General features: G+C 36.9%; 26 protein-coding genes and 1 other annotated feature. Of the genes, 3 read left to right on the top strand and 23 right to left on the bottom strand.

Translation table 11 applies throughout. From position 1 onward, the window contains the following. The 4 genes from safA to nadB all read right to left on the bottom strand — a co-directional run. A partial coding sequence (safA, locus tag ACX5JI_RS01225) for a SafA/ExsA family spore coat assembly protein (RefSeq protein ID WP_459499292.1) occupies positions 1-1,261 on the bottom strand: 1,261 nt, incomplete at its 3' end. Positions 1,262-1,463: 202 nt separating this feature from the next. Continuing rightward, positions 1,464-2,570 carry a quinolinate synthase NadA gene (gene nadA, locus ACX5JI_RS01220; protein WP_459499291.1) on the bottom strand — a complete coding sequence of 369 codons (1,107 nt, stop codon included), beginning with the start codon at positions 2,568-2,570 and terminating at the stop codon, positions 1,464-1,466. Positions 2,571-2,597: 27 nt separating this feature from the next. Further along, positions 2,598-3,431, bottom strand: a complete 834-nt coding sequence (nadC, locus tag ACX5JI_RS01215; protein ID WP_459499290.1) for a carboxylating nicotinate-nucleotide diphosphorylase — start codon at positions 3,429-3,431, stop codon at positions 2,598-2,600. Positions 3,432-3,450: 19 nt separating this feature from the next. Further along, positions 3,451-4,977, bottom strand: a complete 1,527-nt coding sequence (gene nadB, locus ACX5JI_RS01210; protein WP_459499289.1) for an L-aspartate oxidase — start codon at positions 4,975-4,977, stop codon at positions 3,451-3,453. Between the two features lie 176 nt (positions 4,978-5,153). Between nadB and ACX5JI_RS01205 the strand changes: the two genes are divergently transcribed. From ACX5JI_RS01205 to ACX5JI_RS01195, 3 genes are all read left to right on the top strand, one after another. After that, the gene (locus ACX5JI_RS01205) at positions 5,154-6,296 is read left to right on the top strand and encodes an IscS subfamily cysteine desulfurase (protein WP_459500249.1); all 1,143 of its coding nucleotides are present in this window, start codon (positions 5,154-5,156) and stop codon (positions 6,294-6,296) included. Continuing rightward, complete coding sequence (locus ACX5JI_RS01200) at positions 6,296-6,838, top strand: transcription repressor NadR (protein ID WP_459499288.1); 543 nt, start codon at positions 6,296-6,298, stop codon at positions 6,836-6,838. Before ACX5JI_RS01205 ends, ACX5JI_RS01200 begins: the two co-directional genes overlap by 1 nt. Before the next feature lie 86 nt (positions 6,839-6,924). Further along, complete coding sequence (locus tag ACX5JI_RS01195) at positions 6,925-7,572, top strand: MOSC domain-containing protein (RefSeq protein WP_459499287.1); 648 nt, start codon at positions 6,925-6,927, stop codon at positions 7,570-7,572. A 44-nt stretch (positions 7,573-7,616) separates the two neighbouring features. Here the strand turns inward: ACX5JI_RS01195 and ACX5JI_RS01190 are convergent, their stop codons facing one another. From ACX5JI_RS01190 to mreC, 19 genes are all read right to left on the bottom strand, one after another. Beyond that, on the bottom strand, positions 7,617-8,111 hold the full coding sequence (locus ACX5JI_RS01190; protein ID WP_459499286.1) for a GNAT family N-acetyltransferase: 495 nt from the start codon (positions 8,109-8,111) through the stop codon (positions 7,617-7,619). A gap of 21 nt (positions 8,112-8,132) precedes the next feature. Further along, complete coding sequence (gene pheA / locus ACX5JI_RS01185) at positions 8,133-8,984, bottom strand: prephenate dehydratase (RefSeq protein ID WP_459499285.1); 852 nt, start codon at positions 8,982-8,984, stop codon at positions 8,133-8,135. Positions 8,985-9,080: 96 nt separating this feature from the next. Beyond that, on the bottom strand, positions 9,081-10,994 hold the full coding sequence (locus ACX5JI_RS01180) for an ABC transporter permease (RefSeq protein ID WP_459499284.1): 1,914 nt from the start codon (positions 10,992-10,994) through the stop codon (positions 9,081-9,083). 49 nt (positions 10,995-11,043) lie between these two features. Then, complete coding sequence (locus tag ACX5JI_RS01175) at positions 11,044-12,966, bottom strand: ABC transporter permease (RefSeq protein WP_459499283.1); 1,923 nt, start codon at positions 12,964-12,966, stop codon at positions 11,044-11,046. Beyond that, the gene (locus ACX5JI_RS01170; RefSeq protein ID WP_459499282.1) at positions 12,941-13,717 is read right to left on the bottom strand and encodes an ABC transporter ATP-binding protein; all 777 of its coding nucleotides are present in this window, start codon (positions 13,715-13,717) and stop codon (positions 12,941-12,943) included. The genes ACX5JI_RS01175 and ACX5JI_RS01170 overlap by 26 nt, the downstream gene beginning before the upstream one ends. A 93-nt stretch (positions 13,718-13,810) precedes the next feature. After that, positions 13,811-14,893 (bottom strand): HAMP domain-containing histidine kinase, encoded by a 1,083-nt coding sequence (locus tag ACX5JI_RS01165; RefSeq protein WP_459499281.1) that lies wholly within the window; start codon positions 14,891-14,893, stop codon positions 13,811-13,813. Continuing rightward, positions 14,883-15,590, bottom strand: coding sequence for a response regulator transcription factor (locus tag ACX5JI_RS01160; RefSeq protein ID WP_459499280.1), 708 nt, complete (start codon positions 15,588-15,590; stop codon positions 14,883-14,885). Before ACX5JI_RS01160 ends, ACX5JI_RS01165 begins: the two co-directional genes overlap by 11 nt. Positions 15,591-15,755: 165 nt before the next feature. Beyond that, entirely contained in the window at positions 15,756-17,042 is a 1,287-nt protein-coding gene (obgE, locus tag ACX5JI_RS01155) for a GTPase ObgE (protein ID WP_459499279.1), read from the bottom strand. After that, on the bottom strand, positions 17,042-17,590 hold the full coding sequence (locus ACX5JI_RS01150) for a Spo0B C-terminal domain-containing protein (RefSeq protein WP_459499278.1): 549 nt from the start codon (positions 17,588-17,590) through the stop codon (positions 17,042-17,044). The genes obgE and ACX5JI_RS01150 overlap by 1 nt, the downstream gene beginning before the upstream one ends. A 64-nt stretch (positions 17,591-17,654) precedes the next feature. Next, positions 17,655-17,945, bottom strand: coding sequence for a 50S ribosomal protein L27 (gene rpmA, locus ACX5JI_RS01145; protein WP_000944957.1), 291 nt, complete (start codon positions 17,943-17,945; stop codon positions 17,655-17,657). Between the two features lie 3 nt (positions 17,946-17,948). Continuing rightward, positions 17,949-18,293 carry a ribosomal-processing cysteine protease Prp gene (locus ACX5JI_RS01140; protein ID WP_459499277.1) on the bottom strand — a complete coding sequence of 115 codons (345 nt, stop codon included), beginning with the start codon at positions 18,291-18,293 and terminating at the stop codon, positions 17,949-17,951. A gap of 11 nt (positions 18,294-18,304) precedes the next feature. Further along, positions 18,305-18,613 carry a 50S ribosomal protein L21 gene (rplU, locus tag ACX5JI_RS01135; protein WP_000270909.1) on the bottom strand — a complete coding sequence of 103 codons (309 nt, stop codon included), beginning with the start codon at positions 18,611-18,613 and terminating at the stop codon, positions 18,305-18,307. Between the two features lie 14 nt (positions 18,614-18,627). After that, positions 18,628-18,705, bottom strand: a sequence feature (ribosomal protein L21 leader region). A 77-nt stretch (positions 18,706-18,782) separates the two neighbouring features. After that, complete coding sequence (locus tag ACX5JI_RS01130; RefSeq protein WP_459499276.1) at positions 18,783-20,171, bottom strand: Rne/Rng family ribonuclease; 1,389 nt, start codon at positions 20,169-20,171, stop codon at positions 18,783-18,785. A gap of 68 nt (positions 20,172-20,239) precedes the next feature. Then, on the bottom strand, positions 20,240-21,100 hold the full coding sequence (locus ACX5JI_RS01125) for a M50 family metallopeptidase (protein WP_459499275.1): 861 nt from the start codon (positions 21,098-21,100) through the stop codon (positions 20,240-20,242). Beyond that, positions 21,093-21,836 carry a peptidoglycan DD-metalloendopeptidase family protein gene (locus ACX5JI_RS01120; protein ID WP_459499274.1) on the bottom strand — a complete coding sequence of 248 codons (744 nt, stop codon included), beginning with the start codon at positions 21,834-21,836 and terminating at the stop codon, positions 21,093-21,095. Before ACX5JI_RS01120 ends, ACX5JI_RS01125 begins: the two co-directional genes overlap by 8 nt. A 159-nt stretch (positions 21,837-21,995) precedes the next feature. Then, a complete protein-coding gene (minD, locus tag ACX5JI_RS01115) occupies positions 21,996-22,793 on the bottom strand; it encodes a septum site-determining protein MinD (protein WP_459499273.1) in 798 nt (265 codons plus the stop codon). Positions 22,794-22,795: 2 nt separating this feature from the next. Then, positions 22,796-23,482 (bottom strand): septum site-determining protein MinC, encoded by a 687-nt coding sequence (gene minC / locus ACX5JI_RS01110; RefSeq protein WP_459499272.1) that lies wholly within the window; start codon positions 23,480-23,482, stop codon positions 22,796-22,798. 35 nt (positions 23,483-23,517) lie between these two features. Then, the gene (gene mreD, locus ACX5JI_RS01105) at positions 23,518-24,060 is read right to left on the bottom strand and encodes a rod shape-determining protein MreD (protein WP_459499271.1); all 543 of its coding nucleotides are present in this window, start codon (positions 24,058-24,060) and stop codon (positions 23,518-23,520) included. A gap of 12 nt (positions 24,061-24,072) precedes the next feature. Next, complete coding sequence (mreC, locus tag ACX5JI_RS01100) at positions 24,073-24,927, bottom strand: rod shape-determining protein MreC (protein WP_459499270.1); 855 nt, start codon at positions 24,925-24,927, stop codon at positions 24,073-24,075. Between the last annotated feature and the right edge of the window lie 8 nt (positions 24,928-24,935).

The raw sequence follows: 24,935 nt of genomic DNA, 5'->3' as shown, positions 1-24,935 counted from the left end.
TCATTGGCATTTGCTGCGGCATTTGATTATTTTCCATCATTGGCATTATATTTGGCATTTGATTATTTTCCATCATTGGCATTTGCTGCGGCATTTGATTGTTTTCCATCATTGGCATTTGCTGCGACATTTGATTGTTTTCCATCATTGGCATTATATTTGGTGGTTTTACTTTCGGAATAACAAGATTTTCTTTTGTTACGTGCGGCGATACTATATTACCCACATTTTCTTTTTGCACTTGCGGTGACACTACATTACTTACGTTTTCTTTTTGCACTTGCGGTGACACTATATTACCCACATTTTCTTTTTGCACTTGCGGTGACACTACATTACTTACGTTTTCTTTTTGCACTTGCGGTGACATTATATTACTTACGTTTTCTTTTTTCGATTGCGGTGACACTATATTACTTACGTTTTCTTTTTTCGTTTGCGGTGACACTATATTACTTACGTTTTCTTTTTGCACTTGCGGTGATACTATGTTGCTCACATTTCCTTTTTTCGTTTGCGGTGACACTATATTATTATTTACGTTTTCTTTTTTCATTTGCGGTGACACTATATTATTACTTACGTTTTCTTTTTTCATTTGCGGCGATACTATGTTGCTTACATTTTCTTTTTGCACTTGTGGTGACACTATATTGTTAGACTTCATCTTATTAATTTGCGGAGCAATTAACTGGCTTCCTTTTTTTATTACATCTGAAATTTTATAATTTTTTTTAGGTTTAATTGGTGGTTGAGGTGGCTGTGGTAATATATTAACTGAAAATTTCGTACTTTCTTTCCCTGCTGGCTTTTCTACTTTTTCTACAACTGGTGGTTTTTCAATTACAGCTGGTTTTTCAACGACAGGAGGCTTTTGAATAGGTACTTCTTTCTGAATCGGCTGTTCTTTTGGCGGCTTTATTTGCATTTCTTTTTGCGTTTGCTGCATAGCTGGTTGCTGCGTAATTGGTTCAGATTGGTATGTTATTTCTTCTTCATTTTCTATTCCAAGGGGCGTCGGTGTCGCTGCAAATTCTTTTTGTTGTACCTCTTTTACATATTCTTTTGGAGGAGCTGAACCAGCACCTATATTTTTTTTCACATGCACGCTGCTGGATGGAACTTTTATTTTCATGCCTGGCATAATAAGATCTGGATTACTCAGCTGCTTATTCGTCTTTTTTAACGTTTCCAAATCTACTCCGTGCTTTTTTGCAATTTTCCAAAGGGTATCTCCTTTTTGCACAATATGAATTTTCAATTTTTCCCCCTCCTGTACTACCTATCTATGAACAAAAATAATATAAAATGAAGCGGTTTCTATAGTTTAACACTCTTGCTCTTACTATTTAGTCATACACAATATTGCATCAGTATGAAAAATACAATGATTCCCTCAACACAATGTATGATTGCAACGAGCTAATTATGTTTAATAAAAAAGCGACGGAAATCCGCCGCTTTTACACACGTTCTAACATACGGTTTAAAGCCAAAACCGCTTCTTTTGTCACTTGTTTATCTACTTGAATAACATTGACTTCTTCTCCGCACTCAATCATTTCTAATGCCCACAATAAATGTGGTAAATCAATCCGATTCATCGTTAAACAAGGGCACATAAATGGATTTAATGAAATAATTTCTTTATCAGGATGCCTATGCATAATCCGGTTTACTAAGTTCATCTCTGTCCCAACGGCCCACTTGCTTCCTGATGGTGCTTGCTCAATCATATCAATAATATATTTTGTTGACCCTGCATAATCAGAAGCTGCCACTACCTCATAACAACATTCTGGATGGACAATAATATTCATATCAGGATGATTTCCCCGCACACTTTCAATATTTTTAACAGTGAAATTTTGGTGCACAGAACAATGACCTTTCCATAAAATCACTTGGATGTCCTCAATATTTCCATCGTATTCTAATACATCTGTATGTGGATCCCAAACCGCCATTTTATCTAACGGAATACCAAGGTCATACGCTGTATTTCGCCCTAAATGCTGATCTGGCAAAAAAACTAAACGCTCTTTTTTCGTAAATGCCCAAGACACCATTTGTTTTGCATTAGAAGACGTTACTGTCGCTCCACCATTTCGGCCACAGAACGCTTTAATAGCTGCCGTAGAATTAACATATGTCAATGGAATCATCGTATCTCCAAATAACTTTATAAGCTCTTTCCAAGCTCGTTCTGTTTGTTCAATATCCGCCATATCCGCCATAGAACAGCCTGCGCGCATGTCTGGTAAAATAACAACCTGTTCCTCTGTCGTTAACATATCTGCTGTTTCGGCCATGAAATGTACGCCACAAAACACAATATATTTTGCCGCTTTATTATTGGCCGCTACTTGCGCAAGTTGTAATGAATCTCCCGTAGCATCCGAAAATTGAACGACTTCATCCTTTTGGTAATGATGCCCCGGAATAAATAGCGACTCCCCTAATTTTTCTTTTATTTCACGAACACGCTCTTCCATCTCTTGGACTGACATCTTTTGATAACGCTCTGGTAACATTGTTTCAATTGGCTGAACCTTCTCTAAAATACTCATGAATACTCCCCCTCTAACCCAGTCACCTTAAACTTCAATATTAAAACTAATATCTAATGCTCCCGCAGAATGTGTTAATAATCCAAGTGAAATGTAATCTACCCCTGTGTTTCCGTATTTTGATAAATTTTCAATTGTAATACCACCTGATGCTTCTGTCACAATCGCGCTTGGAACAATTTTGGAAAACTCCCTAACTTCTTCTGGTGTACGATTGTCGAACATAATAATGTCCGCTCCCGCCGCTACAGCTTCGCGTACTTGTTCTTCCGTTTCCGTCTCCACTTCAATTTTCACCATATGTCCAATCTTTTCTTTCACAGCTATAACAGCTTTTGTAATAGATCCTGCAAAAGCAATATGATTATCTTTAATCATGACACCATCATATAGTCCAAAACGATGGTTATACCCACCCCCGCAAACAACCGCATATTTATCAAACATACGCAGCCCTGGCATCGTTTTTCTCGTATCACAAATACGTGTATAATTACTTCCCAGCGCCCGAACTGCTCTTTGTGTCATCGTTGCTATACCGCTCATGCGTTGAATAACATTTAAAATTACACGCTCTGTCGTTAATAAAGATGCAATTGGTCCTTTTACACTTGCTAAAATCTCGCCTTTCCCTACAAAATCTCCATCTTTTTTATGTAGTATAATTTCGATACTCTCATCTAACAATCGAAATCCTTGTTCAATTACTGCTCCCCCTGCGAATACCCCTGCATCTTTCGCAAGAAATGTTCCTTCTGCCTTTAAATTGTCAGGAAAAATAAGCTGAGATGTTACATCTCTTTCACCAATGTCTTCTAAAAAAAATTTTTCTAATGCCTTTCTTACCTTTAACGCGTTCATAAAATCCCTCTTCCCTTCATTACACAAGCTGTAATGTTTTATTCACAACAATAATTTCTTTCGTTACTTTATTTTGGTTTGGGTAATCACCACGATAATGACCACCTAGGCTCTCTTTTCTTTGCAGTGCTGCTTCTATAATAAGCTGACAAACCGTTAGCATATTTACAATGGTTACATCTTCATCTGTCAAAGCTCCATATTGTGGCCTGCTACTTTGTACAAGATACTGTTCAAACCATCTTTTTGCATATAATAAACTCTGTTCTGTTCGCACAATTCCTACGTACGTCATCATATGTTTTTGGATTTCTTTCTTCGTAGGTAACTGAGAATCTTTACATATTTCATATAGTCTTTCACAACTGTTTTCTTTTCCTTGTACGGGATGAGCTAAAATATGTTTTCCAATTCGTTTCCCAAACACGAGCCCTTCTAACAATGAATTGCTCGCTAAACGATTTGCACCATGTACACCGTTACAAGCTACTTCACCAACCGCATATAAATGCGGGATAGATGTTTCCCCATCACAATTTGTCTTTACGCCGCCCATATGGAAATGAGTACCAGGAACAACTGGAATCCTATTTTGCTTTACATCTATACCATTCTTTTTACATAATGCCGATACAGTAGGAAAACGTTCTTCAAAGTTTGGAAGAGAAGAAATATCTAAGTATACACTTTCCCCTGCAAGAAGCTGTTGATGAATCGCACGCGCCACTATATCACGTGGTGCAAGATCGTGCTGCGGATGTACATCCAGCATAAAACGATGTCCTTTTTCATTTAACAAAATAGCTCCTTCGCCTCGTACCGCTTCTGAAACAAGTCCACAGCAACGTCCCTCTGCATAGAGCATTGTTGGATGAAATTGAATAAACTCTAAATCAACAAGTTCTCCACCAGCTCGGTACACCATTGCTAATCCGTCACCTGTAATCGTTTCATCGTTAGACGTAAATGCATACACGCCTCCTATACCACCTGTAGCCAATACAATGCGCTCAGCAGCGTAACGATGTATATTCCCTTCGCTATCACGGGTCAAAACACCCTTACATACATTATTGTCTATTATTAAATCGAGCACCATTTCTTGCTCCACTACTGTAACGTATGGAACTACTTCCTGAATCAAATGCTCTAATAAGTTCTTTCCTGTTGCATCTCCCCCAGCGTGTAAAATACGTCGTTTTCGATGCGCACCTTCTTTTCCAAGGTGAGGTCCTTTTTCATCCCCATCAAATTTCATCCCATTTGCAATGAGCGTACGAATCTCTTTCGCACCTTCTTCAACTAAATACCGAACTGCCTCTTCGTTGTTATATCCACAACCAGCCGCTATCGTATCTTCATAATGATCAGTCGCATTGTCATATGTAGCTACAGCTGCTGCAATTCCGCCCTGCGCTAAGTGCGTGTTGTTATTTCGCCTTGTTTTTTTTGTGATAATTATCACATTCTTTTCGTGACAAAGCTCTTTCGCAACACGAAGTGCTGCAACACCGCTTCCGATAATTAAGACATCTGCACTTGGCATGATCATTGCCTCCCACTTTACACTTTTCAACTGTCTTGACACCTATATTTACATAGATTTAAAATAATGACAAGAGTTTTTTAGAAAGTCGCATTTTCATTATGAAATTTAGAGGAACTCTCACACTACCTAAAAAATAAAAAGCGATTGTAACTCTACTATAGAGAGGACTATATATTATGATATATCTTGACTATGCAGCTACAACACCGATGCGCAAAGAAGCGATTGACACATATACAAAATCTGCACAGCAATACTTCGGTAATGAACAAAGCTTACACGATATTGGCGGAACCGCTTCATCTTTACTCCAGGTTTGCAGGAAGACATTTTCCCAAATGATTGGAGGAAAAGAGCAAGGCGTATTTTTTACAAGCGGCGGTTCTGAGTCTAATTATCTTGCGATCCAGTCACTCCTAAACACAAAGAGCGGCAAACACATACTTACAACACCGATGGAACATGCATCAATTCGTAGCTATTTTCGGTCATTAACAAAGCAAGGATATACAATTACAGAAATCCCTGTCGATTCATACGGGCTTATTAGCCTTAAAGATTTAGAAGCAGCCATTACAGACGATACAGTTTTAGCAAGTATTCAGCATGCTAATTCTGAAATTGGAACCGTTCAACCAATCTCAGAAATTGGAGCACTACTAAAAAAACACCATATTTTATTTCATACAGATTGTGTACAGACATTTGGTAAACTCCCAATTAATGTGACAACAATGCAAATCGATAGCCTTTCTGTTTCCGCTCATAAAATTTATGGTCCAAAAGGCGTTGGAGCTTGCTATATAAACCCACAAGTTCGCTGGGAGCCAGTCTTTCCAGAGACTTCTCATGAAAAAGGATTTCGTCCAGGGACAGTTAATGTACCTGGCATCGCTTCATTTCTAACAGCCGCCGAACACATATTAGATGAACACGAAGAAGAACAAGCTCGTTTTGAGCAATTGCGCTCCTATTTTACGAAACAATTACAGACAATTCCTCTAGAAATTCAAGTAGAAGGACATTCTACCGCTTGTTTACCTCACATTGTTGGGGTTACAATAAAAAGAATAGAAGGTCAGTACACAATGTTAGAATGCAACCGCCATGGCATTGCCATTTCAACAGGAAGCGCATGTCAAGTTGGCAAACAAGAACCTTCCAAAACAATGCTTGCAATTGGAAAAACGTATGAAGAGGCAAAACAGTACGTTCGCTTTTCATTTGGACGTCATACAACGAAAGAACAAATTGATACAACCATTCATGCACTACACACAATTGGAAATCAATTTTATAGAGGTGTTAAATCATAATGAAACAAAATGACCAAAAAAAAATTCTAGGGGAAGAAAGAAGACAACTCATTCTCGAGTGGCTCCTTGCCGCTAGTGAACCGTTATCTGGAAGTGAATTATCTAAAAAGACAAATGTCAGCAGACAAGTCATTGTGCAAGATATCTCCTTACTAAAAGCACGAAATGAACCAATTATCGCGACTGCACAAGGGTATTTATATTTAAAGCCACAAGCAAAGAAGGCTACAGTTGAGCGTGTTATCGTCTGTCAGCATAAACCAGGTGAAGTACGTCAAGAATTAACGTTGCTAGTTGATCACGGCGTTACGATTAAAGATGTTAAAGTTGAACATCCTGTATATGGCGATTTAACAGCTTCTATTATGGTAAGTAATCGCTTTGAAGTCGAACAATATTTACGAAAGATTGAAGATACAAATGCCTCCTATTTATCTCAATTAACAGACGGGATTCACTTACATACAATTGAAGCAGATTCCACTGAAAAATTAAACGCAGCTTGTGATGCGCTAGACCGCGCTGGGTTTCTCGTTTATTAATAAAAAGCACAGAGATTTTCATCATTCTCTGTGCTTTTTTACGTGAAATGATATAATATTGAAAACAATTGGGAAGGAGAGAAAATATGGAAAGTAAACTCGTTCACTTTAGCATCGGTAAACCGAAACAAATGCAATATGGGGAAAATAAAGAAATGACAACGGGTATCTGTAAAGAACTTACAGATGCAGCCTTTCTCTCAAAAGGTGGCTTTCGTGGTGATGACGTAGCCGACTTACGATATCACGGCGGACCTGATCGCGCTGTTTGTGTCTATCCATATGAACATTACGCACTTTGGGAGCAAGAATTTCAAACAAAGCTCCCGCACTCTACATTCGGCGAAAATATTACCGTAACCAATATGCTAGAGGGTGATGTTTTCATTGGTGATACATATCAATTAGGCGAAGCAATTATTCAAGTAACACAAGCTAGAGTACCATGTAGTACCATTTCAAAACGTCTTGGTATTCCCGGTATTTTACCACGCATTGTAGAAACTGGTTATACCGGTTATTTATGCCGCGTTCTTCAAGAAGGAATTGTTCGGAAAGACTCACAAATCAAACTACTAGAGCGTCACCAAAAAGAAGTTTCTGTGCTATTTTCTAATGAAATATATTTTCATAGAAGAAAAGATAAAGAGGGCATCGAGAAGATTCTTGCTGTTCCAGAATTAGCGGATGTTTGGCGTGAGCAGTTGACGGAGCGTCTTGCAAAGTTAAAGTAATATAAAAAATCCCACCATGTGAAAGTGGGATTTTTTATATCATTTTAAAATATACTTTTCGCTTCAATTACATAAATCGCTTGTTCTGCACCAAATTCATAATGTGTTTGGATTAGCTTCATATGTAACCTGTCTAAAAGTTTACGGGATGGTGTATTAGCCATTTGTGTGACTGCAATTACTCTTGATAGATATAATTCACGAAAGCCGTAATTAATTAATTCTTGAACGGCCTCTGCCGCATAACCAACTCCCCAAAACTTCGAAAAAAACTGATAAGATACCTCAATATCTTGACTGGCATGATGCGGATTTAATGATACTACTCCCATAAACTCTTTTGTTTCTTTTTCTCTAACAATCCAATACCAACAATTTTCTTTAGGGTGCAACATGTCATCTAAAACAGCTTTAATCGTTTCCACTTTACGCGGCCCGCCAAGATATTTTCTCACTTCTATATTTAAGTATAATGCTTTTATATTTTCATAGTCTGACTCATGAACCGTCTCCAATACACAACGTTTCGTTTCCAGCAAAACCTATGGTCACCTCCCCTGTTACAACCAATAAGAAGAATAACTCCCAAGCACCGTAACAGAAAACCCAAGTGCCTCTAGCTCCATCGTCACTCCTGGTAATAAAACATCATCATACGCCTTATCAACATCAATTAAGAAAAAGTAATTGCCAAGACCCGTTTTCATTGGACGTGATTCTATTTTTGATAAATTTAATTTTCTCCATGCGAAAGCTGATAATACTTGATAGAGCGCCCCTGCATAGTCAGCAGGTAACGTTATCATAAGCGTCGTTTTTTCTCCGCGGTTCTCACCGTTTTTCGGTAATGACGCTCGCTTCTTTTTATGCAATACTAAAAAACGTGTATGATTATTTTTATGCGTATGAATATCGCGCTTTACAATCGCTAAATCGTACTTTTCTGCCGCTGCTTCATTCGCAATTGCTGCTACCTTTTCTTCCGGATGCTCCTTAATATACTGCGCCGCTGCACTTGTCGATGTCATATCACGGACTGTTACACCCTTTAACTCTTCATTTAAAAATTTATGGCACTGGGCAATGGCATGGGGATGAGAGTGTACTCTGTATACTTCCTTCCATACTTTTTCATAATCTGGATGAACTAGCAAATGCTGCTGAATCGGCACTGTAATTTCACCTACAATAAAAAGTGGTTGTTCATGTACGAGATAATCAACCGTAATATTAACCGACCCTTCAATTGCATTTTCAAGTGGTACAACTGCAAAGTCTACATTTTCATTTGCCGCTGCATCTATACAATCAGGAATCGTTCGATACGGAACGTGCTCTGCCTCCGGAAAAAAACGACTCACTGCCATATTTGTAAATGTTGCTTCTGGTCCTAAATAGCCAACTCGAATCATCGTCTTTTCCCCTCTTTTTCATTTTCTTACTGTTATACCATGAATATTTTCATTTTTCTATGTAAATTTTAAATATTTCAAAAAGACTAGCGTTTGCTAGTCTATATGTTTCATGTATTCTTTTTGAGCGAAGAAGAAATAGATAACTGTTGCAATACAATATATACTTATCACTTTTATACTTGTATATAACACATTCATCCCCATTAAATTACCTAATGCAATAAAAGCAAATATACTGTGTATGATTCCAACCGCAATAGGAATAAAAAATAAACTTCCCATTTGCCATCTAACAATACGGTTTATTTCTCCTTTCTCCATTCCTATTTTCATTAAAGAGCGATACTCTTTACGATCCTGTCCAATATCAGAAAACCATTTAAAATATGTCATACTACAAGTTACTAAGAAGAAAAGAACACTAATAAATGAACCAATAAATAATAATACTGCCCCTCCTTTTCTAAATGCAGTGTACATACTAATCTTATTTCTCACCGAAGAAGAATAATCTGGAGACACTTTCTCCCTGAATTCTAACGCGAATTTTTTTTGTCCTTGCCAATTTGGAAAATTATAACCATAATATACGTACTTTTCATGATTAGGAATAACACTTTCCCATTGTTTAAACTGCTCATCCTGTACAACTAATAATTGGTTATGGTGTCCAGCACCATCTGAATTAAAAACCATTTCTGATTTAAATCCCTGTAGTTTAATCTGATACGGTACTTCTAACATTTGAAAATGGAATATTTCCTTGTCATACACATTTTGACCATCAAAGGCCATTGGATTTATAAATGTACCATGGCCTTTTTTATTGCTCACCATGCTCTTCCCTTGTTTCTTCGCTTCTTTGTTATAGTCTGTTTGTGACATAACAGTAATAGGAAATAAACGTCCGTCATGTGTTGTAATAAACTTCCCTGGTAATCCGATAAATTGTACCCTCTCTACATTTTTATAACCATGTTTCTTAAATAAGGCTGAGAGCTCATTAGGAGCAATCACCTCATGAGATTCGATTCCTTTTTCTGTATACGAAATTTCATGAGGAAATGAAAACATAGCGCTTTTTGGAAGATCAGAAAAATATGCATAGGCAGTTCCGGATGCTGTAATAACTGTTGCCGTCAAAATAGAAATAGAAAATAAAAACTTTGCATGATCTTTCAATTTATGCTCAAGACTGCGAAGCACAAATAAATTAGGATATTTATAATAGATATGCTTTTGTTTTCGAAGCCCTTTCAAAACAATCAAACTTCCTTGCGTAAATAAAAAATAAGTCCCTATAATTACGGTACTAAAAATGGGATAGAAATAGAGGAATAACTTTCCTAGCGTTACTTTTACCGCCAGGGTGTAACCACATAAAAGAAAAATAATTCCTAAACCAAATCGCCATTTGCCTACTTTAAAAGCTCTACGTCCTTTTCTCTTATCCAATAATAAATCCACAATTTCTAACTTCCGCACATTCCATAAACTAAATAATGCTAAAGAAAAAAAGATACATGAATATGCAACAGTTGTCATCAAAATCGGTTTTATTTGAAAGCTAAAACCAATCGTATTCTCTAAATCTAAGAGCATACTTAATGTCATTAAAAATAAATTTGAAAATAACATCCCAATCCCAAGCCCCATACAAGTTGCTACAAAATCAACTACAACCTGTTCTAGCAATAATAAAACGGAGATCCTAACATTTGTAGATCCCATTAATTTAAGCAATCCTAATTCTTTCTTTCGCGCATCAAGAAAAGTGGCATTAGAACTTAACATAAACAATGCCGAAAACATAAGAATGAGATAACTACATCCTTGTAAACCCGACCTGATTCCAATATGGACATTACTGTCTGCAACTTCCGGATGATAAACAAAAGATGTATACATATAAAAAACTGCTACAGAGAAAGAGCTACTTAACAGAAATGCTTTATAACTCCGCCAATTCCCCCTTACATTTTGTATCGCTAGCTGCCTGATATTCATCTATATCCTCCCTGTAACTTGTTACATAGGTAAAAAGCTAGAGGTCTCCCTAGCTTTTCACGTGTTTTAAATACCCTCTTTGTGCAACCATAAAATAAATTGCTGAAGCTACAATATAGGCACCAATCACAATCGCTCCTGATTTCCATAAATCGATATAAAGCATTTTCCCTAATGTATGCAGAGCAAATCCACTATGAATCGTACCAATTAAAATTGGGATAAAGAAGATAACTCCCATTTGACGAATCGCAATTTTATGAATTTCTTTATCTGTCATACCGATTCTTTTTAACGACTTAAATTGAATACGATCTTGTTCCTTATCGTTAAACCATTTAAAATATGTCATGCTACAAGCAAAGAAGAAAAATAGTACCGCTACGAAGAAGCCGATGAACATTGTAATCGCTCCACCTTCTCTTATATTTTTATAAGCAAACACCGAATTCTTCAGTTCTCCTTGCTTCTCTGGTGCGATTTCCTTCTTCAAATCTAGCACAAGATCTTCTGTACTTTTCCAATCTTCAATATAATAGCCGTAATATTTTGTCTTTTCTTCATCTGGTACGAGCTTTGCATACTTCTCAAAATCTTGATCATTCACAACAAGATATTCACCATCATTAAAAACAGAATATGCAGTTGGTTTATTCATATGAACAGACTGTTTTTGTCCGTTAATTGTAAATTCATACGGTTTCGTCTGGTCTACCTTCATCATATCATTCGCCATATCAATTATAACCATCGTTGCACTACCTGGTGCATTATGAACTTCGCTAGGTTGTTCTCTCTTTTGTTTACGCACTTCCGCATTATATTCTTTTTCTGAAATAACCGCTATTGGTACTTCATGTTCACCGTTAAACAATGTTACTTTCTGCGTGGCAGGCAGTTTTACGCTGGTTACTTTTCGCACATCTTCAAACCCATGCTTTTTTAATAACTCTTGTACTTTTTCTTCGTTAATAATGCTATGTGTATTTAGTCCCTTCTCTTCATATGAAATAGCATGTGGCGTAAGATCTACCGTTTTCGCACTCATATTTTCAAAATATACATAAAGCGTACCTATCGCCGAAGAAACAACCGCCGTAATAATAGAAATTACAAACAGAAAACGAGCGTTATCTTTCATCTTATAAATAAGATTGCTAAGTACAAACATATTTGGATATGTATAAAAAGATTGTTTTCGTTTTTGCAGTGCTTTTAACACGACTGTACTACCTTGTGTAAACAATAAATATGTTCCGCCAATTGTCAATCCTACAATCGGTAAAAACAGTATCATAAAGTTCATGAACGTCACTTGGAAACAAAGTACGTACGCCACAACAATACATCCTACACCGACTACACATAACCATGTAAATGCAAATGGCTCTACTTTTTGTTTTCTAGCTTCTCTTAGTAAATCAATAATTTGCAAGCGTCCTACTGTCCAAACGCTAAACAATGATAGTACGAAAAAGAGAATAAAATATACACCAGCTGTCATAAGAACTGCTTTACTATTCCATACGAGCGGAAGTGTTTTATCAATTTTCAATAATACACTTAATGCTTGGAAAAAAAGTTTGGAACAAAGCGTCCCAATACCAATACCTACTACAATTGCAATGCTACCTAACATCATTTGCTCTAGTATAATCATTCGCACGAGCTGAGCTTTCGTTCCGCCTATTAATGTTAGCAAACCAAATTCTTTTTTTCGTGCTCGTAAAAACGTTGAATTTGCATATAAAATAAAGAGTGCTGAGAAGATGACAACGATATAGTTCATCGATTCTAATCCTTTTGTAACCATCACCTTCATGCTAATATTACCGCTCACGACATCTGGATGATAAATGAAGGAAGCATACATGAAAAAGACTACAATCGATAAACAACTACTAATCAAAAAGGCTTTATAATTACGCCAATTTCCTTTTACATTATTAAGCGCGAGCTGGCGAAAGTTCATGATATTCCCCTCCTAGCATCGCGAGTACGTCTAAAATTTCTTGGAAAAAGGCTTGTTTTGTTTTTCCTTTATGAATTTCCGAGAAAATTTCTCCATCACGGATAAAGAGAATTCGTTCGCAATAACTAGCTGCTACAGGATCATGTGTTACCATTGCAATCGTTACTTTCTTTTGCTCATATAAATCTTGCAGAGCACCCATTAATGATTTCGCAGATTTAGAATCTAAATTCCCCGTTGGTTCGTCTGCTAAAATTAATGTCGGTTCGTGAATAATCGCTCTTGCAGCTGCGGCACGTTGTTGTTGTCCACCAGATACTTCGTATACTTTTTTATTTAAAATCTCTTCAATGTTTAAGAATTTTGCAATTTCAAGTACTTTCGCATCAATTTCATTCACAGGGCGCTTCGCCATGACAAGTGGTAAAATGATATTTTCTTTAATCGATAACGTATCAAGTAAGTTGAAATCTTGGAATATGAACCCTAAATGTGTACGACGAAATTCTGCTAGTTTTGCTGCACGCATTTGACTAATCTCTTCACCATTTACATACACATGCCCCGATGTTTGTTTATCGATTGTTGCTAATAAATTAAGAAGCGTTGTTTTCCCGCTCCCCGAAGGCCCCATAATTCCGACAAATTCGCCTTCGTCAATTTTAAAATTTATATCGTTTAAAGCAGTCGTCGCTACTGAACCTTTTGATTGATATACCTTCGTTAACCCTTTTACTTCAAGAACACTCATTTCTAATCCCCCTATGTGTTTTCTTCTTACATTTACTATAAAAAAAATGAGAAAAAGAAACGAGTGATTTCTCTTACAAAACGATTTGTTATCTTACAATTTTGTCATTTTTCTCATCGATGTGTGATATTCTTCATCTTTAGAAAATTGAAATGTAAATGTTGTCCCTGCGCCTTCAGTTGATTGCACGTAAATTCCATGCTGCAAGTTATTGCAAATCTCCTTCGTAATATGTAAACCCATTCCTGTTGCTTCCCTCGTTTTCCGGCCATTTATCCCCGTAAAGAATGGGTCAAATACACGCTTTATATCTTGCTTCGGAATACCAATCCCATTATCACGAATATGTAATAAAATTTTCTGATTCTTCTCCTCTATTTGAAACTGAATTTCTTTCTTCTCTGCTTGTGCGATTTTTGTATACTTAATAGCATTCACTACAATTTGACTCATTGCGATACTAATCCATTTCCGGTCCGATGCAACCATACAAGTATCTTCTTCAAACATCAATTTCGGATATACAGAAGATTGGATAAAAGACTTTCGATTTTGATTAATAATATCTCGCACGATATCTATTACATTTATTACTTCTACTTTATAATCTTTAGCAAACTGCTCTAATCTCGCCATATGTAATGCTAAATCTAAACCATTTAAAATATGATTATTTTCTTCACGAATACTTTCAACTGTTTCCCTTGCCTCGCGATGTTCTTTACCGTATTTCTGCAGCAATAATTCAATAACTGAAACCGGTGTTTTCATTTGATGAATCCATTGATTCATGAAAATCATTTGTTGCTGCTCTTTCGTATGCTGCTGGTGAACCTCATTCATATATTGCTGCCGTAGCAACGTGAATGCTTCTACAATCACTTCTTGTTCTGACGTATAAGAAGCATCAATAAGTAAAGAGTCATGTAACGTATGTCCTCCAGCGATATATTGCTCTATTCTCTTTAAAAACACGCTTCGTTTTCGGTAATCGTAAATGAGATATACACTAAACACAACTATCCCTAATAAAATTCCATATAACCATGTACTCCAGTCGAGTGACCTTTTTTCTAACAAGCTTTGTAACTGCAATACGAGTCCAAATAAACAAAGACTTACAATATAAGAAAAGATTAAAGAGAATCGGTCTATGAGGTAGCTTTTAACCTTCATGCCCGTCTCCCCATTCTGTAAGAAGTGCATAACCATATCCACGTTTTGTCACAATTACATTTTTAATGCCAAGCTCCTCTAATTTCTTTCTCACGCGCTTTACGTTCACAGTTAATGTATTATCATCAACAAAAGCGACTTCATCCCATAGCGCCTCTAATAGTTCTTCACGCGTTACATATTGATTCGCCTGTTTCATTAAACACTCGAGTAAATAAAATTCATTTTTTGTAAGTTCAATTTGTTGTCCATTCCACTCTACTGTATGTTGTGATGGAAATAGTAATAATCCGCTAACACCTAAACAATCGCTTTCTGTTGATAACGCATACTCACCGTATCCACGTCGCAAGGCACTCTTCACTTTTGCCATTACAATATCTAAATGAAACGGCTTCATAATATAATCATCTCCACCATTTTCAATCGCCATCACTTGGTCCATTTCCCCTGTTCTTGCTGAAATGAAAATAATCGGTGCATTCGATACTGTACGAATTTGACGACACCAATAAAAACCATCGAAGTACGGTAAATTAATATCAAGTAACACTAAATGAGGATTCACCTTCACAAACTCGTCCTTTATTTGACGTAAATCGCTTGCTCTAAATGATTGATAACCGTACTTTTCTAAATGTTCTTCTAATATCCCCGCAATCTTTTCATCATCTTCTACAATCAATACTTTATACATATACTTCCTCTCCCCTTGTTTCACTCTAAAACATCAAAATTGCGACCTTGACAACAAAAAAGATACCCTCTTCCTCCTTAAAAAATGAGCTTTTTATCAGCCTTCTATATCTTCCTTCACACCCCTTTTTTCCATTATAAAAAAGACTGCCGTATTTTGGCAGTCTTAATCGATAAATTCGAATTGATATTCAAGAATTTTTACAATGTCACCGTCTTTAGCACCACGTGCACGAAGTGCTTCATCAATACCCATTCCACGCATCTGACGAGCAAATCTACGTACAGATTCATCACGCGAGAAGTCTGTCATCTTGAATGTTTTCTCAATGTCATAACCAGAAATGACAAATGTACCGTCACTTTCGCGTGTAATTTCAAATTTAGATCCTTCAGACTCAAATTTGTACATTACACTCGCTTCAGATTCATCTACAACATCATGTACTGGGAATTCTGGTGTTGTTTCTACTAGGTTTGCTACTTCAAATAGTAAATCACGAACACCTTGTTTTGTTACTGCAGAGATTGGGAAGATTTGTACTTCATCGCCCACTTTCTCTTTAAACGCTTGTAAGTTTTCTTCTGCATCTGGCATATCCATTTTGTTTGCAACAACAACTTGTGGACGCTCTGTTAGACGCAGATTGTATTCTTTCAATTCAGAATTGATCGTTACATAATCCTCATATGGATCACGACCTTCTAAACCAGACATATCAATTACATGTACGATAACACGTGTACGTTCAATATGGCGTAAGAATTGGTGTCCAAGTCCAACGCCGGCATGTGCTCCTTCAATTAGTCCAGGAAGGTCAGCCATAACGAAACTACGATTATCACCAGTTTCAACAACACCAAGGTTTGGAACGATTGTTGTAAAGTGATATTCTGCAATTTTCGGACGCGCTGATGATACAACGGATAACAATGTTGATTTACCTACACTCGGGAATCCAACCAGTCCAACGTCTGCTAATACTTTAAGTTCTAAAATTACATCACGTTCTTGACCCGGTTCCCCGTTCTCAGCGATTTCTGGCGCTGGGTTTGTCGGTGTTGCAAAACGTGAGTTACCGCGGCCACCTCGGCCACCTTTTGCGATAACTGCTGATTGCTCATGCGTTACTAAATCCGCAAGAATTTGACCAGTTGCTTCATCTTTCACAACTGTTCCCGGTGGAACTTTTACAATTAAATCATCCGATTTACGACCATGTTGGCCTTTACTCATACCATGCTGACCACGATCAGCTTTGAAATGACGTTGATAGCGGAAATCCATTAATGTACGTAAGCCTTCGTCAACAACGAAAACAACATCCGCACCTTTACCGCCATCTCCACCTGCTGGGCCACCTTTTGGAACATACTTTTCACGACGGTATGCAACCATTCCGTTTCCACCGTCGCCGCCTTTTACATATATCTTGACCTGATCTACAAACATTATTTCACCACACTTTTTTCGATTGGTTGTAATATAACTGAGACTTCATCGTCTCGCACTGTATAAGAAATGGAATACCATTTATTGTTTTGGTTCGTAAACCACGTTTGTAGTTCTTCTACATTCGTTAGCTTACCACGAAAATCAAAAAAGAAACGAGCATCTTCCGCGCTACATTCGATTGTGATACAAACATAATTTTCAACATAAACGTCTAAACTATGCTGAAGTATTGAGAAAAATTCATTCGTCCATGCACAAACCGTCTCATCGACATGAGATAAGTTATGTAGTTCTCCTAATACTTCGTACTCCAATAAGCACGGTTGCTGTTTCCAATTATATGTTAAAATCCATTCTGAAAATAAAGGCATCGATAGCCCCATCAGATAAGATTCTTGTCTCGCTTCTTGGACAAAACGATCGATGAGCCCATGAATCTCTTCCACTCTTCCGAGTGAAAGGTTTCCCTTAATCATCTGCATGCGATTCAGCCAATCATGCCTAGAATGGCGCAATGCATCTATAATTGTCCATTTTTTATTCATCCAGATACTCCTTAATATAGAAAAACTCTAACCTGCACTCAGGTTAGAGTTTTCCGTGAGTTTCTTATGCTTCTTGAGCAACAGGATATACGCTCACTTGTTTGCGGTCACGGCCAAGACGCTCGAAGCGTACTACGCCGTCAACTTTCGCGTATAAAGTGTCATCGCCACCACGACCAACGTTAACACCTGGATAAATTTTTGTACCGCGTTGACGGTAAAGAATTGAACCACCTGAAACCGTTTGACCATCTGCGCGTTTAGCACCAAGACGTTTTGACTGAGAGTCACGACCGTTCTTTGTACTACCTACACCTTTCTTAGATGCGAAAAACTGAAGATCTAATCTTAACATACGTTACACCTCCTGCATTTTTTCTATTAAACGGATATACTTTCCGTAATCAAGTTCAATCGTCTTAAGCGAAACAACTAATCCTTCTAAAAGCGTTTGGGCTTTCTCTGCCGTATGAGCATCTAAATCATTAGGCAACTCATACGTTAAGAACCCACCATCACTTCCGAGTTCAATAGTTGCTTGCACATTACAAAGTACTTCCACTGCATTTATAGATCCAAACACGACCGCAGTTGTCGCAGAACAGACAAGGTCTTGCCCATGCGGTGCATAATCGGCATGTCCGGTCATTTTAAATGATTGGATACTTCCTAATTTCGTGCGACTTATCGTAACTTTAATCATCTTAACCCGAATTAAGCGTTGATTGCTTCAATCACTAGCTTAGTGTAAGGTTGACGATGACCTTGTTTTTTACGATTGTTCTTTTTCGCTTTGTATTTGAAAACGATGATTTTCTTAGCGCGACCTTGTTTTTCAACTTTCGCAGTAACTGTTGCACCTTCTACAACTGGGCTACCAACTTTCACGTTTTCGCCACCAACGAAAAGAACTTTGTCAAAAGTAACAGTTTCACCAGCTTCAACATCTAATTTTTCAATGTAGATTTCTTGACCAGCTTCAACTTTGATTTGTTTTCCACCTGTTTCGATAATTGCGTACATACTTGCACCTCCTCATAATTACTAAGACTCGCCAAAACGAGGTAGACATAAAATGTCTTTTTGGAACCTGTCTTGCGCGGTTGTAGCATATAGCAGTTTAGGTGCTATAAACTATAACATAAAGATGTTATCACGAAACATTGACGATTGTCAATAAATGTTCTGCTAACTATTTTTTCCGTTCTATCATTTCTTGTTTCTTTCCAAATCGAACAATCGCATACTTCTCCACTTCTTCATCCTTAAAATAAATGTGAAACGGTATATTTTTTTGTAATTCTTTTTGTAAAAATATTTTTTGTACTTCCCTTGGTGCTGCAATTAACACCGCTTCATCTTCTATACTACTATATGTAATAAGCTCTCTTTCTAACTCGTATGCAACTGCTTCATTTGAAATCACATATCCTGCCGTTTTACACTGCACACAATCTTCTAGTAGTACGTCACGCAGCGAGTGTTTTTTACGCTTGCGTGTCATCTCTAAAATACCGAGCTCTGTAAATCCGAGAACACGTGTATATGTACGATCTCTTTGTAAAGAAGAAATAAGTCTCTCTCTTACCTTCTCTTTATCTTCTTGTTTTTTCATATTAATGAAATCAATTAAAATCATACCACCAATATCACGTAATCTTAATTGGCGAGCAATTTCTTCCGCAGCTATTTCATTCGTTCGTAATACTGTATCTTGCAAGTTCTGTTTTCCAGTAAATTTACCGGTATTCACATCAATTACCGTCATTGTCTCCATTTGCTCCATAATTAAATAAGAACCATTTGATAACCACACAATTTTTTGCAGCGCCTTTTCAATTTCACGATCTACACCATAGTGACTGAACATAGAAGTTTTTTCATTGTAAAATAAAACTTTTTCTTTCCCTACTTTTTCTTGTAGTTCTGGTACTATACTACGTGTATCTACAATGATTTTTTCAATCGTTTCAATCGGATTTTCATTAAAGACACGATCTAAAAAAGTAGCCGGGCGATGAAGTAATAACGGCGCCTTACCTTGATCTTCTTTTCTTTTTAATTCTTTAAACAACGTTTGAAAATGTTGCATTTCAAGCTGCACTTCACCGATTGTACCTTTATCACAAGCTGAACGAAAAATATATCCTCCTGCTCCATCTACTTGAATTTCAAGCAATTGCTGTCGTTTTTTATTATTTTTTATTTTCCGGGAAACAGCGCGCATCTCGTCATAAGGCATATACACGACATATTTCCCGGTAAATTCTACATTCGCTGTTAATTTGGGACCTTTTGTATCGATCGCTTCTTTTACTACTTGCACGAGCAATGCTTGCCCTTCATGCACTCGATATGATGGTGGAACATCATCATATGAAAGATAGGCATGTTTTTCTAAACCGATATTAACAAACGCTGCATTCATCCCCGCAATCGTTCGTACGACACGCCCTACATAAATATGTCCAACAATCTCTTGCTCTTGATTTCGTTGCCATAAAAGTTCGACAATCTCTTGTTTCTCCTCTACAGCAACTCGTTTTTCCGAACCAGTGTAGTTGATGTATAACGTCTTCAAAATACTTTTCCTCACTTTTTTATTTTCTTTTTCTCTTACAATATAAAAGGTTAGTGTCTGCGTCAACACTAACCGATTAACTCTTCCACAGATGAAGTTGTTCGTTTTTCAGTAAAATAAGCATAAAGCAATTCATTTTCATCCAATGTATAATGTTCTTTATATTTGCCATGAACAATAATTGAGTGCTTATATCCCCTTCGAAACTTTGTAAAAATCGTATATAATTGATCCTCCGTCTCCACCTCAATGGGAGCGATTTTTTCAATCTCTCGCTTATTTCCATAATAACGTTCCAATAGAAAACGTATAAATGCATAGCGTCGTTGTTTCCATTCTTGATACAGAGAAATCGCTAAAAATAAAAGAAGCACCCACATCATAATACTATTACTATTCCACAGAAGCTGCCAACCTAATATCACACTAAAAAAAACACATGATATTTTCATCATTTTCTCATGCGCTTGTAAATAAGGAAATTGATATGACAAAACATTAAACAATATTTTCCCACCGTCTAGTGGCCAAATGGGTAGTAAATTAAACCCTAAAATAATAACATTGTTCCATACAAAAAAATGATACATATCCTCACTAAACCACCCAATTCTTGCTAAACCATACGCTAGCCCAATCATCCATACATGTTGAATAGGGCCAGCTATTACAACGATTAATTCTTCCTTTAACGACTTATTCCCATGTTCTTCAAGCTCTGCCACCCCACCAAACGGCAAAAGTTGTATTTGCTTAATTCTCCATTTAAAATGTGCTGCCGCAAAAGCATGCCCAAGCTCATGAATCAAAACAATACAAAATAAAAGTAGTAATTCTTTAAATCGAGCTGTAAAAATCCCAATTGCTATAATTCCCCAAAACAGTGGATGTACTGTAATTTTTGACAATACTTCACTATATTTATTCAAATGAAATCACCTGGATCGGATCGATAAATTTTTCATTCTTTTTGATAGCAAAATAGAATGTCCCATTTTTGTTATCTGCACTAGTTCCAGCTGTTCCAATCTTTTGTTTCTTTTCAACATAATCATATAATTTTACAGACGTCTTACCTAAATTCCCGTACCACGATTCCGTACCATCTGCATGTTGAATCTCCACTATATTCTCAAACCCCTTTTTTTTACCAGCGAAAATAACAACTCCTTCATTTACAGATTCAACAGCTGTATTCGCAGCTGTTTGTACAAATACACCTTGACCATCTTTTTGAAAACTTTGCATCACCTTCCCTGAAGCGGGAACTGCATAATCTTTTTCTTGCACAAATTGCTTCTTTTCATTCGCTGGTAGAAAAGCGAGGGGCTTTCCAAATTGATTTTCATACCATTTCGCTATAGTAGCAAACTGAAATTCTTCTTGCATAACTTGTTTTACAGCCGTTCTCACTCCATCAAAAGAAGCAGGTGCATTTTTAAATAAAATAGCTACCGAGAGGACAAGAATTGCAGCTAATAAAAATTTAAATAAAAAGACTTCCTTCCGAAAAAGAGGATGTACCTCTTTTTCACCTTCTTCAATGAACATCGTTTCTCCATCAAAATTTTCTCCTGAAAAATACCGTTCTTCTTCAAATTTTTCTTGTTCCTCCCTTCTCTTTGCAATCCGTTTTTTAATCTCTTCTACACGTCTATTCTTCATCGTGTCCCCTTCCTTTTTACCTCTTTTCGTAAGAGAGGAGTAAAGTAAACGCACTCTATTTGCCAAACTTTATACAGTTTGTACATATGTATGAGCCCTAAAAAGAATATATTCATGAGAAGAAAAAAGAAAAGCACCTCGCATACATGCGAAGTGCTTTTAACGAATTCCAAAGAAATTCTTTACTTTTGTGAAAACAGATAATTTTTCTTGTTCAAACGCCTGTAAAGGTACAGCTTCACCTAGCAAGCGTCTTGCAATATTTCGATATGCTAATGATGCTTTCCCATTCGGCTGCAATGCTACAGGCTCGCCTGTGTTTGTAGCGCGAATTACTTCATCATCGTCCTCGACAACTCCGAGTAGCTCAATCGAAAGTGTACGTACAATTTCATCTACATCTAACATATCTTGCTCATGTAGCATATGGCTACGTACACGGTTAATAACAAGTTTTGGTGGCTCAATATCTTCTTTTTCTAAAAGCCCAATAATACGATCCGCATCACGCATCGAGGATACTTCAGGTGTCGTTACAACAATCGCTTTATCCGCGCCTGCCACCGCATTTTTAAATCCCTGCTCAATACCAGCAGGACAATCAATTAATATGTAATCATAATCTTGACGTAATAATTGTATTAATTCATCCATTTGTTCAGGTGTTACCGCTGATTTATCACTCGTTTGTGCTGCAGGTAATAAATAAAGCTCATCAAAGCGCTTATCTTTAATAAGAGCCTGAGGTAAACGACAACGACCTTCGACGACATCAACAAGATCAAATACAATACGATTTTCTAACCCCATTACTACGTCTAAGTTTCTTAGACCAATATCCGTATCAATTAAACATACTTTTTTTCCGGATAATGCTAAGGCTGTACCAATGTTTGCAGACGTTGTAGTTTTTCCTACTCCGCCTTTTCCAGATGTAATTACTATTGCCTCTCCCACAGCTATACAATTCCCCTTTCTAACTTTGTTAAATTAGGTCTAAGATGAGTGAGAAGTTGCAGGCGATCGACAACAATGTGATTGTTCTCATCAATATACGCACATTCTGCCGCCTCTGCTCCGTCTTCTTTCTCTTCCGGAGCCCGCATTGTCACATCACTAATTCGAAGTTGCATTGGATTCATAACAGATGCTGCAATGACAGCATCTGCATCTCCGTAATATCCAGCATGTGCAATACCTCGTAATGCTCCAACGACAAAAATATTTCCTCCAGCGATAACCGTTCCGCCTGGATTGACATCTCCAATTAACAATAGATTTCCTTTTACATGCAATACTTGACCTGAGCGAACGATTTTGGAAACAGGGACAATTTCTGTTTCTTCTTTCCATGCTATTGCTTCAGCTTTTGTTATAACATCACTTTCAATTGAATCCACAACAAGATTTTTTTTATTGCGAATCAAAGTGCGAAGTTCTTCTTGCTGTACATTCGTTAAATAGCGATTGCCAACTTTAACATGTACTTCAATTAATGACCGTCCATCACCATCATAATAGTGAGTGGATAGTTTTTCGTCCAATTCTTGCAGTAATTCAGAAAATGAACAGCAATCATCTAAATGTAATGTCAGTCCATCTTTCGTCCCTTTTATCGTTACATTATGTTGCATTTTTTCTTCCACTAAAGTTCACCCCAACGATTCAATTCGACATAAAATCAGAAAATCCTTTTTTCTTTTTCTTCCATCGCTTTTGAAAGACGCACAAGATATCGTCTCAGTGGGAAACAAATTAGCAACAAGAAAATTCCATTTAACAATAAAGTAGCAACGAGACGATCTGAGAAAAAGATATGCGCTGGTACATGAATACGTCCTAGCAAAGTTAAAAATCCATATACATAATACTCTAATGCTGCAATACCCATTAATACAATAAAAGAAACAATAAATAAGTTCAATTGCAACACTCTCATCGTATTATAAACAATATACGCTAAAATCGGATATGCAAATATATATACACCAACGAGTTCTGTATATACAGTGTCAAATAAAAAACCAAATAATAGCCCATAGTAAACACCTTGTAGAGGACTAAAGTAAACAGTAATAAAACATAAAACAATCATAAAGAAATGCGGAACTGCAATACTGTCTTTCCAAAACAATTCTGTTGAAACTACAGTAGAAAACATATTTTCGAATAAAAACACACAAAGAAGCAGCAGAGGAAGAATTGCTCTTTTCAAAATAGCCATATCTTCTCCCCCTTACTGTTCTAACGCCGCTGAGGGCATAACTCGTTTTGTAACCATAACATGGTCTACATCATTTAAATCCGCAGCAGGTTTTACGTAAGCTGTTTGTGTTAATCCGTATTCATCTGGTGCAACATCTACAACTTTCCCAATCACTAATCCTTTCGGGAAAATATCACTTAACCCTGATGTTACAACGGTTTGATCTTTTTCTACTTTTACATCAGATGGAATTTTTGTGAAAACAAGCGTTTGTTTTTCCTTGTCGTATCCTTCAATTAATCCAAAAATACGCTCTTGTCCTTCTACTACAGCAGAAATACGATTTGTTCGATTCAGTGAACTTAATAATTCTACAGTTGATGTAAATTGAGATACACTTTTCACTCGTCCGACTAACCCTTTGGAAGTCATAACGGCCATATCCTTCTCAATTCCTTGTTGTGCACCTCTATCAATTCCGATTAAGTCATACCACTTGTCCGGATTTCGTGCAATCACTGTAGCTTGAATTGGCTTATAGTCACGAAGAGAATCTTTTTTATCAATCGTTTCGCGAAGTTTCGCATTATCTTTTTCTAAATCTTTTACTTTCACGGATAACTCCGCATACTTATCTAATTTTTCTTTTAATGTTTTGTTTTCTTCATACGTGCGCTTTACATCTTCTACATTTTCAAAGAATCCGGCAACATAATTCGCTGGCTTTTGGAATACACGTTCTACAACACCGACAGTATCTTTTACAAACTGCTCTGGCCATGTTAGATTGTTCCGTTCTTTCAATGAGATTCCAATCAATGCCACAAGAAGAATAATACTAACTAGCAAAACAATTAATCTTTTGTTTAAGAAAAACTGTGGCACGTTCACAC

Source organism: Bacillus sp. C1 (assembly GCF_054570475.1).
The sequence above is the reverse complement of the archived record's forward strand: the minus strand, read 5'-3'. Positions and strand labels throughout refer to the sequence as shown.